The sequence below is a fragment of the Streptococcus pseudopneumoniae genome (assembly GCF_001072925.1).
GTDB lineage: Bacteria > Bacillota > Bacilli > Lactobacillales > Streptococcaceae > Streptococcus > Streptococcus pseudopneumoniae_Q.
This window is the reverse complement of the sequence record NZ_JVHE01000015.1, coordinates 1-12,050: the sequence shown is the minus strand read 5'-3', so window position 1 is coordinate 12,050 and position 12,050 is coordinate 1. Positions and strand designations below refer to the sequence as shown.

Below are 12,050 nucleotides of genomic sequence, written 5' to 3'. Positions count from 1 at the left end.
TTGCTTGATTAAACGCGTATCAAAAATAGCTAAACCGAATCCCAGTCCAACAATCGGTGTCATGAGAGGTGAAATCAACATGGCTCCTATAATGACAGCTGTTGAATTCATATTTAGTCCGATAGAGGCAATAAAAATTGCACACATCAAAATCGCTGTATCTCTCAATCGAACATGAAGGTCATCGTATAATTTCTCACGGTATTCCCGTGTTGAATAATTGGCAGTCATTTGTCCTCTCCTCTTTCCTTATTTAAATTGGTATAATAATTAAAAATAACAGCTGATAAACAGCCAAAAAATATGAGCCCATAAATCGTCAAGAAGACACTGGTAATCCTTCCAATCAAGGTCACAGCTAGGAGATCCCCGTAGCCGACAGTCGTCGAAGTCACAAAAGCATACCAAAGACCGTCTCCGTAATTTGTGATAGCAGGTTCAACTAGGAAAAGCACGCCTCCTGACCCAAAAACAAAGGTCACAAAACTCAGAGCAAACCGAGTAAAACCCGTAACCTGCATAATATGCCATAACATTTTTAAACGTTTCATTTGTTCTCCTTATTCATACTAGCTCCTGACCGAGCCGTTTTTTTCCAATAATCAAAGTGAAGATAGGACATGATCTCCATCAGAGAAAGATAGACAAACTGATAGATCTGATTTAAGCTGATTATCAACTGATATTGTTTGAAAAATGACTGGAAGAAAGACCAGATATGACTGTCTTGAATCAGTCCCTTCTTAATATCAGACAGGATATTAGCTAAAGCTCCCAAGGACTGAAACGGTAAATCCTTGACATTTATATAGATCCGGTCCACCACATCATTCAGACTGGTATCTTGGATGGCATGAAATTCTCCAAAGAGAACTCCTGCCGCTCCAAGAGTAGAAACAAATTCCACCAAATAATTTCTGAGGAAATTTTCTCAACCTTTTCCCATAATGTGTTTAGTGCCATCCATAACGATCCCAACCAGAAAAAGGAAAGAAAACAAGCAAAGAAATTTTGCCGTAAATCCCAAAAAGCTTCAAGACTTGGTGTTGTTGGTTTTTCTAACTCTAAAACCAAGATGGTCATAATAATTGCTAGAACAGCATCTGTCAATACAATTAATCTGTCTTTCTTCATCGGATTGCATCCCCTTTCTTTTTTGTAACATTCTATCTTATCGCATAATATTGGATATTCTTTCATAATCCGACTACAAACAAAAATAAACCAAAAAGTATGTCCCTATTATACTATATTTAACTCTAGAAGTATTCATCCATCTAATTAATAAATATATCATATTTCACAATAAGTGAATACTATCAAAGATTCATCCCCTTTCACTTCATCATGTAGTGTTGCTTAGATTTATCAAAAACAACCAAATTTGTATTAATTTCAAGTATCACCTAGTTACAAAAATTTGGGGTGAACAGAAAAAGCATCCCGTATTTTTGATACGAAATGCTTTCAATAAGTTTAAATAAGTTTTAACGTTTACTAAATTGTGATGCTTTACGAGCTTTTTTCAAGCCTGGTTTCTTACGCTCAACTTTACGTGAGTCACGTGTAAGAAGTCCTGCGCGTTTCAATGAATCGCGGAAGTCTGGGTCTACTTGAAGAAGGGCACGAGCGATACCGTGACGGATAGCTCCTGATTGACCAGCGTATCCACCACCTACAACGTTAACGAAAACGTCGTATGAACCTACAGTTGAAGTAACTGCGAATGGTTGGTTGATTACAAGACGAAGGTCAGCGTGTGGGATGTACTCTTCAACATCTTTTTTGTTAACAGTGATTTTACCAGTTCCTGGAACAAGGCGAACGCGTGCAACAGCGTTTTTACGACGTCCAGTACCTGCATATTGTGCTTGTGACATACTTTATTGTTCCTTTCCTTAGATAAGTCCTGAAATATCAAGAACTTCTGGTTGTTGTGCAGCGTGAGTGTGCTCAGCTCCAACGAATACTTTCAATTTCATACCTTGAGCGCGGCCAAGAGTATTGTGTGGAAGCATACCTTTAACTGATTTCTCGATCAAACGTACTGCATTTTTAGAACGAAGTTCACCAGCAGAGATTGATTTCAATCCACCTGGGTGGTTTGAGTGAGTGTAGTAGATCTTATCAGATGCTTTTTTACCAGTCAATTTAACTTTTTCAGCATTGATAACGATTACGAAGTCACCTGTATCAGTGTGTGGTGTGAATGTTGGTTTGTTTTTTCCGCGAAGTACGCTAGCAACAACTGCTGAAAGGCGTCCAAGAGGTACATCAGTTGCGTCAACAACGTACCATTTGCGTTCTACTTGGCCTGGTTTAGCCATGAATGTAGTTTTGTTCATGATTTCTCCTATATGAATATCGTTTTTGTTTACAGGGCGGATGTTCCGGTCCGCAAGTTATTTGAAAGGTTCCGGGGCCTTACAAATGGGGTAAACAATACCGTCTACTATTGTATCAAAATTCTCAGATAAAAGTCAAGAGATTGGGAAAATATTTTTTTATTTCTGCCAGATTCTCAACCTTTTTTCTTCCTGTTCCTGAAGGATTGTCTGAAAAATTTTAGAGACTAAATAAATGGCACAAGTCAGGAATAGCGTAACCACTAGATAATTGATCAAACGACCGTGGTCTCCAACCAATGGCGGTTTTGTCAAAAAGCCATAATCTCCACCAGTCATTAGATTAACCACAAAAATCACAGCATTAAGGGAAGATGTGATGATTAGGGTTCGTTTGAAGTCCAATAAGCTAGCATCGTAGTCCTTCAAAAGATAAATCAAGGAATTTCCAAGGAGGGCTAGGTGTCCAAAAATAAAGGACAGGATAGCGATGTGGGGGAAGGGATAGGGATCTGGCACTGGATAAACAAAGGCTGCCAAAGTCCCAAAGGTTCCAAGCACAGCAAAGTACTGTTTGACTCTAGAAACACCAGGAAGCAAAAGCACTACAAACATAGCCAGACGGCAATGATAAAAGGGCAGACTTTCTGTTAAAGGCATCTGATTGACCAAATACCAACCGTAGAGAAGGATTAACTGGGTCGCCTGTAAAATCTGGAAAAATCGTTGGCAAACTTTTTTATCACCATAACGATAGGCAAGAAATACAGTCAATGCCAATAAAGTAAATAGACTTCCATACCAAAGAAGATCAAATTGGGGTGGCTCCGTCGGCTGCGTGCTAAATAAAGCATCCCAAACATTCATGTAACTTTCCTCATTTTCATATAAGCAGGCCTCTTACTTATCTCTATAGAGCCTAGCTTACATTTATTTCTTATATTTTTGTGTTCCAAAGTAGCTATCGGCCTTAAGATAAAGCAAAGCTCCTAATCAATATATTGTTCCCGCTCACCCTGATAGACCTGCCATAGAATTTCCATTTGTTCTTTGGTTATTCGTTTTTCAGATAGGGGTGGGAGATTCTTGATATCAAAAAATTCAAGTTCCGCAATTTCTTGATTTTCTTGAAATTGTCCATCCAATAACTGACAGTCAAAGACGAACTTGGCATACTGCTTGTTCTGAAGTTGAAAGCGATTGGTATCAAAAACTGCCAATAAAGAGCCTACTTCTGCCGAAAATCCTGTTTCTTCCTGAACTTCTTTTCGGATATTTTCCTTGGGAGAATATCCTACCTCGCCAAAGCCACCAGGTAATGCCCAAGTATCCTCTCCTTGTCCTCTAACCAGGCAAATCTTCTGATTTTGAACAATCCATGCCCTTACATCCATCAAGGGAGTTGCATAGCTACCTGTTGGTTTTAAAATTGCAGTCAATTCCTCTTGATCAAGCTCTGTTTGATCCTGCAAGACACTCCATAAAATCTGACGTAAATCCTCATAACGTTCACGGTCATAAGGATCCTTGGAATAGGTCAAGCCAGTATCAGTGATAGCCAACATTCTCTGAATAGCTTTGGCAAAATCAGTTGTGCTCATTTTCTAGGCTTTCTACTAGCTTGGCTAGATTCATAGAGTTCGAACCTTTAAGCAGAATCTGGTCATGTGCGCCAAGACTTTCCTTGACCTGCTTAACCATAGCTTCAAACTGGTCCTCATCGGCTGTTTTCTTGAAGTAGTACACATGACCAATTGGGAACATTTGACTGGCTAATTGAGCCAAGTCAGCAATGTCTTCACCGTAAAAAATAACAGTATCAAGGGCATCGGGTGTAATGCTCAAAATCATTTGATTATGAAGTTGAACAGACTGATCCCCAAGTTCTTTCATATCCGCCAGAACTGCGAGTTTCTTACCACCTTCATTGGCTGGGATGGCAGAGAAAGTCTCCAAAATCAACTTCATGGCAGTTGGATTTGCATTGTAGACATCTGATAGGATATCCGCACCGTTGGCTGCTTTTTTCCACTCGGTACGATTGCGGGTCAATTCTAGATTTTGGAAGGCTTGACCAATCTGCTCTTCAGATACTCCTTCTTGCAGGGCAACATAAGATGCAATCATAGCATTAGTCGCATTGTACTTACCTGTTACTGGCAAGTCAAGAGCCTGCTCTAAGAAATTGGCCTTGAAGGTTAAGCTATCCTTACGCTCTATTAAGTCTGTAATTTCTAGTTCTGCACCTGGACCAAAACGAACTACTTTTTGATCAGTAGGTAGATAATCCTCTACAATGGGATCAGCCGGTGCCAAAAGTAAGGCACCCTGCTCCATCCCATCAGCGATTTGTAATTTCCCTTTTGCAATTTCAGAACGGTCCTTAAAGAAAGCCAAATGAGCTTCTCCAACCAAGGTCACAATTGCTGTTTTTGGATGAGCCAATTCAGACAAAAGATGGATATCTCCTAGGTGATCCTGCCCCATTTCCAAGACCAGCTTTTCGGTATCATCTGGCATATGGAGAACCGTGTAGGGAAGGCCAATCTCATTATTGTAGTTCCCTTGTGTTTTGTAGGTTTTGTAGCTTGTAGAAAGCAAATGAGCCAACATATCCTTGGTCGTAGTCTTCCCATTTGAACCTGTGACAGCAAAGACATCGACACCAATCTTTTGAAGGTAATAGGCTGCAAGAGCTTGAAAGGCAGTCAAGACATCTTCTACCAAAAGATAAGGATGGTTTGCTACTTCCTTTTCTGATAAGGTTAGAGCAGCGCCATTTTCAAAAGCTGTCTCGATAAAGTCATGACCATCACGCACCCCCTTGAGTGGCACAAATAAATCCCCAGCTCCAATCAAACGACTATCAAACTCAGCCTTGACTAGTGGGCTATCCACATAGCTAGTCACATCATTTTTTGCACCGACGACACGCGCAACTTCGTGAATCGTAAGTTTCATATTTACTCCTTTAAAAAGGGGCAAGGAGTCCTTCCCCGCCCTTATAGCTATCTTTACAATAGGTGCGCTTCACGTTTATTAAAGCTTTCTTTAGCAAGGTCAACCAAACGCTCGATTAGTTCTGGATAGCTAATCCCCATATTGTCCCAAAGCAATGGATACATAGACCATTGGGTAAATCCAGGCATAGTGTTAAGCTCGTTTAGGAAAACTTCTCCCTTATCTGTATAGAAGAAATCACAACGTGATAAGCCAAGTCCACCAATAGCACGGAAGGCAGTTTCTGCATTTTTACGCATGACTGCTACTACATCATCACTAATCTTAGCTGGGATATCCATGGTAATCTTGTTATCGATATACTTGGCATCGTAGTCGTAAAAGGCTACGTCTTTAACAACTTCACCAGGTAGCGTGCTCTTAACATCATAGTTTCCTAAAAGACCAACCTCGATTTCACGCGCGTTTACTCCTTGTTCTACCAAGACACGACTATCGTACTTGAAGGCAAGCTCTAAAGCTTGATGGAGTTCTTCTTTATTTTCAGACTTAGAAATACCGACACTAGATCCCATATTGGATGGTTTAGTAAAGACTGGATAGGTTAATTTTTCTTCAACTTCAGCAATCTTAGAAGCCAAGTCATCCCCTTCAACAATCGCTACGTAAGGAACTTGGGCAATCCCAGCAGACTCCAAAACGCGCTTAGTTGTGATTTTATCCATGGCAAGGCTTGAAGATAGGATGTTACAACCGACATAAGGCATTTTCAAGACTTCTAAGAAACCTTGAACAGAACCATCTTCTCCCATAGGTCCATGAAGAACTGGAAAGACAACCGCTCCTTCTTCGTAGATAGCACTTGGAGCAATTTTCTTATCCCAATCAATCGTTTCATTGGTCATGAGACGTTCATCTTGTCCAGGAGTTTGGGTAAATTCTTGGGTTTTGATGAAATCACCGGACTGGCTGATAAAGAAGGTTTTGACTGCGAAACGATCATAGTTGACCGCACGCATGACACTCTCAGCTGACAAGACAGACACTTCACGTTCTGCACTGCGTCCACCATATAATAGAATAATTGTTTGTTTCATATGATTTGTTCCAATTCTAATAGAATACTCGTCCTTTAGTATATCACATTTGTCCTTTTTTTTAAACTTGTACAGCAAAAAACAAGAAAAGAGACCAAATCAAAATGAGATTCAGTCTCTTTATACTTTTAAATGATTATCTGCTAGTTCATTGCATCTATCCTTAACCTTACAGGCTAGAGTTCGGTACGATTTTCAATAGCTCTTAAGAGTGTTACTTCATCCGCATACTCGATATCAGCTCCCACTGCTAGACCTCGTGCTAGACGAGTAACCTTGATCCCCGCAGGTTTAAGAAGTCGAGAGATATACATAGAAGTCGCCTCACCATCAGCAGTGGCATTGGTGGCTACAATGACCTCTGAAACCTCGCTATCCATGAGACGAGTCATAAGGCTTTTGAGATTGATATCGTCAGGACTAATCCCATTCATAGGGGAAATCAAACCGTGCAAGACATGATATAGTCCGTGGTATTCTTGGATATTTTCCATAGCAGCGACATCGCGGCTATCCTCCAGAACCAGAATCGTTGACTGATCTCGACTAGGATCGGTACAGATGGAACAAGGATCATCATCCGTCAAACGTCCGCAGATTGAACAATAGGTCAATTCTCGTTTAGCTGCAAGGAGATTTTTAGCAAATTCATTGACGTCGTCATCAGACATCCCAATGGTATAAAAGGCCAGTCGGGTTGCTGTCTTAATCCCGATACCTGGAAGTTTAGAATAGCTGTCAATCAACTTAGCAATAGGTGTTGGGTAAAGCATGGCTTCCTTTCTAGTTCATTGGATGGTGTTGGTTGTACAAATTGATAATGTCTCGGGCAATTGAAGGTCCGATCGTATTGCTGAGATTGGTATTATGCGGAAAGACAACTGCAACTGCAATCTGAGGGTTATCTGACGGAGCATAGGCAACCGCATTGGTATTGGTAGCCTTTTGACCATCGGCTACATAACTTTCGGCTGTACCCGTCTTACCACTGATAGAGACAGTTGCCCCATCTAGAAGAGGACGACCTGTCGTAAGAGCACTTGTTCCGTGCGACACTTGGTAAAATCCTTTTTGTAGGATGGCCATATCTGACTCAGAAATATTGATTTTATTCATTTCGGTGCTAGTTGTTTGCTGAATCAAATTTCCTAGACCACCTTGCTCATTATTATCATAGACTCCTTCTACGATATGAGGAGCCAGGCGAACACCATTATTAGCGATTGTTGCTACATACTGGGCCAACTGCATTGGTGTGTAGTTATCAAACTGTCCAAAAGCATTGTACAGATAATTAGCCAAGTCAAAGTTTTTAGGAATAAATCCTGTTGATTCCTCTGGCAAATCAATCCCTGTAGCAGCACCCAAACCATACTCACCAAAAGTTGCGCGTAGTTTTCCCATGGCAGACTCTAGTTGGTCGGTCTTAACTGTCATATCCGGTTGATAGGTTTGGCCCATCATTCCTAGGGCAGTTTGAATCATATAGGCATTGGATGAGTATTCCAAAGCCTCGACTGCTGTAATCGGGAAGGAACCGTAAGCAAGAGTATACCAAGAATTGATAGCTGGGGATCCTTGGAAAACGATTGGCTGGTCTGTCAAGGTCTGGTTCCCTTTTAAAACACCATTTTCCCATCCCGAGCTGATGGTAGCCGCTTTAACGACAGAACCTGGAACAAAGACATTGGTCACAGTCCCCAGCGAGTCTGAGGTTAAGTCACCCGTTTCCAGATTATGTTTAATTCCTGACATAGCTAACACAGCACCAGTCTTAGGATTGAGCGCTACTGCATAGACACCTTCAGAATATTTTGCTCCACCATTTGATAGTTCCGAACTGAAGTAACTTTTCAGAAGATTATCCACACTGTCTTGGAAGGTCAAATCAATGGTCAATTTAATGTTTTTGCCCTTGCTTCCTTCTTCGACATTTTCCACACTCTCCATATCACCATATTTATCGAGATGGATTTCTTTTACGGTGCGCTTCCCTTGTAGAACTTCTTCGTATTGTTTTTCTAGATAAGAAGTTCCAACACGGTCATTAAGTGAATAGCCTTTTTGCAAATAAGCATCCACATCCTCAGCTGGAAGACCTGATTTCTCACTAGAGACACTTCCAACGATAGATGAGAGAGATGTTTCTAAAACCTTTCTATCCCACGAAGTTGAAATGCTAATACCAGGTAATTCCTTGGAAGCTGAAGCAATGATGGCCACCTGTGTGTCACTTAATGGATCGGTTTGAATATTTCCTGTCGCAAAATTACCAACTGCATTGAGCTGGTTAAAGAGGTAGATAACCTTCTTTTCATCCTCTGAATAGTTCAGTTGATCAGAAGTGATACTCTCAGCAGCATTGTTATAAAGTTGAGCTTCAGATAGTTGATTTCCATCAGAATCAAAACGTTTATCCTTAGGAAGAGCCTCTACCGTTTTTTTATAGACAGCTGGATCTGCTAGATAATAATCAGCCATTTGACGTTCTGTCAAATCTGGCGAGGTAACTGTTACATACGTTAAGAGTTTAGTGGAAATATCCTTTAAATCAGTAGCTGTCATCTTATTGCTTCGTGTGAAAGCTACTACTTGTTTAACGGTATTTTCTACCAAGGGTTTTCCAGCCGCGTCATAGATTTCTCCACGAGCAGAGCCCGTTGTTACCCTAGTTTGGCTAGCAGACGCTAACTTGGTTTCATAGAAATCCTTGTTCAAAACTTGCATATAGAGCAAGCGACCAATGATGGTCATGAAAAGTAAAATAACGATTGCAAACAATAAATTAAGCCGAATCGGTATCGAATGGCTATTGAATTTTCTCATACAAATCAGTCTCATTTCTAATCAAAATCTCAATCTCCATTGTACCATAATTTGAAGAGAAAATTATGGAAAAAGAAAAGACTTTTCCTTTTTATCCCAAAAACAAAGCAACTGTGGTATAATAGAAGTAAGCGCTATTTTATTTGTTAGCTTTTATTGACAAATAATGTTTAACAAATAACTACAAAGGAGTCCCATGAACAAGCCAGACATCTCTACGATTATTGATCTTCACTTTGAAGAAATGACCGATTTAGAGCAAGAGATTGCCCGCTATTTTTTGCAGGCAGATACCATTCATGATGACTTGTCTTCTCAGCAGGTCACTCAAAAACTTCATATTTCACAGGCGGCACTCACTCGTTTTGCCAAAAAATGTGGCTTTACAGGTTATCGGGAATTTATTTTCAAATACCAGCAACAAAAGGATACCCTTTCCGTTCCACAACAGGATATGAATCCTTTGACACAAAGAGTCTTGAGAAGCTATACAAATATCCGAGAAATGACACAAGAATTGATTGATGATGACCAACTGGAGCGCATTGCCCAAATGATTGATCAATCAGAACGCGTCTATTTTTTTGGGACTGGAAGTTCTGGCCTCGTTGCGCGTGAGATGAAATTGCGTTTCATGAGACTTGGAGTCGTTTGTGAGGCTTTGACAGATCCAGACGGTTTCGCTTGGACAACCAGTATCATCGATGAAAAATGTTTGGTCTTTGGTTTCTCCCTTTCAGGAACAACTCCATCCATCATTGATAGTCTACTAGACGCTCAAGATATGGGGGCTAAAACTGTTCTTTTTACTAGTACGCCTAGCAAAGAAACTCAGGAATTTACAGAAACTGTACTGGTGGCAAGCCAAAGTCAGGCTTCCTATATCCAACGTATTTCTGCCCAACTTCCTATGTTGATCTTAATCGATCTACTCTATGCTTATTTCCTAGAAATTGATCGTGAAAGTAAAGAAAAAATTTTTAACAGTTATTGGGAAAATAAAAAACTAAATGGCTATCGTAGAAATAGAAGGTCTAGATAAGCCTTCATCCCTATCAAGTGAACAAGCATATGAGCAACCAGCGATTAAAGTCGCTGGTTTTTATACTCTTCAAAAATCTCTTCAAACCATGTCAGCTTCACGTTGGATTATATATGTGACTGACTTCGTCAGTCTTATCTACAACCTCAAAGCAGTGCTTTGAGTAGCCTGCGGCTAGCTTCCTAGTTTGTTCTTTGATTTTCATTGAGTATTAGTTTGCTCAAGTCCTATAACTGATGACTTATACACATAGAACTCTATACCTGCTACCTTCTATAAAAAGTCTCTATAAGTCTCTAAAGTTCTATAGTTAGTTGGTTTAAAAACTGTAGGGACTATAGAGATTTGTAATGATAGATAAAACAGCCCAGCAGTAAGATATCACCTATGTTCGAAATTTATAATGTATATAGATTGAGGTAAACCTCATTATACTTCTCCCTTATGAATATATTCTTAAAAGATGATGTGAGAGTTTTTCAAAAATTCAATCCTCCTTAACCTTGAGCAAGTCAAACCTATCACTTTACTTCATCTAAAGAAACGTCATTCCAAAATTTTCAATGCCGGAAATTCCTAGTATTCGACTTACCTATCACAAATAAAACTTACCAAACATCATGATCAAAAGAGAACTCCCACTCTACTATAGTGGATTGAACCTAGAATAGTCCGCTAAGGATTCTAAAACGTTTTTAGAAATTAATTTGAGTTTCCTAATCTCTTTATTCATATCTTATTTCAATCTACTATAAAAACTTTATTTGGTTTCTTCCTTTTGTTGTGATTTATGAGGGGCTTTATCTCATAGAAAGACTTGTTTCCCCAATGCATAAAAAGAGGATGGCTAAAAGATCTTTAAAATCAGAAAAACGCATAATATCAGATATTCAAAAACCTTGATATTATGCGTTTTATGTTGAAAAGATTTTCTAAATGTTATCCCTAAAGTGGGGGATAGCCTCTCTTTTCTATGACTTAAAGCAGGCCTTGATCGTCAATGTGAGTTGTTATTTTAAATAAAGTAACATTACTCTCCTAAGAAAGATGACTATTTTTCGTCTTCCTTCTTACGACGTCCAAGTGCTGCCAATCCTACAAGTCCTGCAACTACTCCGAGTACAGTTGATCCTGCAGATGTAGTTTCACCAGTATTTGGAAGTTGTTCCTTAGCCGATGTTGGATTAGCTAGTTGTTCCGAAACTGGTTTACCTGGTGTTGGATCCACTGGCTTACCTAGTGTTGGGTTCACTGGTTTACCTGGTGTTGGATTCACTGGCTTACCTGGTGTTGGATCTACTGGTTTACCTGGTGTTGGGTTCACTGGTTTACCTGGTGTTGGGTTCACCGGTTTACCTGGTGTTGGATTCACTGGCTTACCTGGTGTTGGATCCACTGGCTTACCTGGTGTTGGATCTACTGGTTTACCTGGTGTTGGGTTCACCGGTTTACCTGGTGTTGGGTTCACTGGTTTACCTGGTGTTGGTTCTACAGGTTTGTCTGGAGTTGGCTCTACAGGTTTATCTGGAGTTGGTTCTACAGGTTTATCTGGAGTTGGCTCTACAGGCTTGTCTGGAGTTGGCTCTACAGGCTTATCTGGAGTTGGCTCTACAGGTTTGTCTGGTGTTGGTTCTACAGGCTTATCTGGTGTTGGTTCTACAGGCTTGTCTGGTGTTGGTTCTACAGGTTTATCTGGAGTTGGCTCTACAGGTTTGTCTGGTGTTTCTTTAAGTTTGTATACATAGGTTACATTCTTATCGCCTTCGATAACCTTACCAG

Annotated in this window: 14 protein-coding genes; 2 read left to right on the top strand and 12 right to left on the bottom strand. The window is 40.1% G+C overall.

Annotated elements, in window-relative coordinates; translation table 11 throughout:
* The 11 genes from ADH81_RS00585 to pbp2b all read right to left on the bottom strand — a co-directional run.
* Nucleotides 1-231 (bottom strand): DUF389 domain-containing protein (locus ADH81_RS00585; RefSeq protein WP_000126414.1); only part of this gene is annotated, 231 nt, incomplete at its 3' end.
* Complete coding sequence (locus tag ADH81_RS00580; RefSeq protein ID WP_000825751.1) at nucleotides 228-551, bottom strand: potassium channel family protein; 324 nt, start codon at nucleotides 549-551, stop codon at nucleotides 228-230. The genes ADH81_RS00580 and ADH81_RS00585, both read right to left, overlap by 4 nt.
* A gap of 280 nt (nucleotides 552-831) precedes the next feature.
* Nucleotides 832-1,134 (bottom strand): TMEM175 family protein, encoded by a 303-nt coding sequence (locus ADH81_RS00570; protein WP_006151097.1) that lies wholly within the window; start codon nucleotides 1,132-1,134, stop codon nucleotides 832-834.
* 353 nt (nucleotides 1,135-1,487) lie between these two features.
* Nucleotides 1,488-1,880 (bottom strand): 30S ribosomal protein S9, encoded by a 393-nt coding sequence (gene rpsI / locus ADH81_RS00565; RefSeq protein WP_000075973.1) that lies wholly within the window; start codon nucleotides 1,878-1,880, stop codon nucleotides 1,488-1,490.
* Nucleotides 1,881-1,898: 18 nt separating this feature from the next.
* On the bottom strand, nucleotides 1,899-2,345 hold the full coding sequence (gene rplM, locus ADH81_RS00560; protein ID WP_001044622.1) for a 50S ribosomal protein L13: 447 nt from the start codon (nucleotides 2,343-2,345) through the stop codon (nucleotides 1,899-1,901).
* A 159-nt stretch (nucleotides 2,346-2,504) separates the two neighbouring features.
* A complete protein-coding gene (locus ADH81_RS00555) occupies nucleotides 2,505-3,212 on the bottom strand; it encodes a TIGR02206 family membrane protein (RefSeq protein WP_049525748.1) in 708 nt (235 codons plus the stop codon).
* Nucleotides 3,213-3,334: 122 nt separating this feature from the next.
* The gene (locus tag ADH81_RS00550; protein WP_049525747.1) at nucleotides 3,335-3,946 is read right to left on the bottom strand and encodes an NUDIX hydrolase; all 612 of its coding nucleotides are present in this window, start codon (nucleotides 3,944-3,946) and stop codon (nucleotides 3,335-3,337) included.
* Complete coding sequence (locus ADH81_RS00545; RefSeq protein WP_049525746.1) at nucleotides 3,933-5,306, bottom strand: UDP-N-acetylmuramoyl-tripeptide--D-alanyl-D-alanine ligase; 1,374 nt, start codon at nucleotides 5,304-5,306, stop codon at nucleotides 3,933-3,935. The genes ADH81_RS00550 and ADH81_RS00545 overlap by 14 nt, the downstream gene beginning before the upstream one ends.
* Nucleotides 5,307-5,359: 53 nt before the next feature.
* Nucleotides 5,360-6,403, bottom strand: coding sequence for a D-alanine--D-alanine ligase (locus ADH81_RS00540; RefSeq protein ID WP_049525744.1), 1,044 nt, complete (start codon nucleotides 6,401-6,403; stop codon nucleotides 5,360-5,362).
* Between the two features lie 176 nt (nucleotides 6,404-6,579).
* Nucleotides 6,580-7,176 carry a recombination mediator RecR gene (gene recR / locus ADH81_RS00535; RefSeq protein WP_000966747.1) on the bottom strand — a complete coding sequence of 199 codons (597 nt, stop codon included), beginning with the start codon at nucleotides 7,174-7,176 and terminating at the stop codon, nucleotides 6,580-6,582.
* Between the two features lie 10 nt (nucleotides 7,177-7,186).
* The gene (pbp2b, locus tag ADH81_RS00530) at nucleotides 7,187-9,229 is read right to left on the bottom strand and encodes a penicillin-binding protein PBP2B (protein WP_049525742.1); all 2,043 of its coding nucleotides are present in this window, start codon (nucleotides 9,227-9,229) and stop codon (nucleotides 7,187-7,189) included.
* Nucleotides 9,230-9,425: 196 nt separating this feature from the next.
* On the opposite strand from pbp2b, the gene ADH81_RS00525 reads away from it, so the two are divergent.
* Together ADH81_RS00525 and ADH81_RS10925 are read left to right on the top strand one after the other, a co-directional pair.
* Nucleotides 9,426-10,271: a MurR/RpiR family transcriptional regulator gene (locus ADH81_RS00525; protein ID WP_049525741.1), complete on the top strand. Its 846-nt coding sequence runs from the start codon at nucleotides 9,426-9,428 to the stop codon at nucleotides 10,269-10,271.
* Nucleotides 10,240-10,434 carry a hypothetical protein gene (locus ADH81_RS10925; RefSeq protein ID WP_152904362.1) on the top strand — a complete coding sequence of 65 codons (195 nt, stop codon included), beginning with the start codon at nucleotides 10,240-10,242 and terminating at the stop codon, nucleotides 10,432-10,434. The genes ADH81_RS00525 and ADH81_RS10925 overlap by 32 nt, the downstream gene beginning before the upstream one ends.
* A gap of 888 nt (nucleotides 10,435-11,322) precedes the next feature.
* On the opposite strand, the gene ADH81_RS00520 is transcribed toward ADH81_RS10925, so the two are convergent.
* Nucleotides 11,323-12,050, bottom strand: a 728-nt coding sequence (locus ADH81_RS00520; protein WP_049525739.1) for an LPXTG cell wall anchor domain-containing protein, incomplete at its 5' end; no start/stop codon positions are given.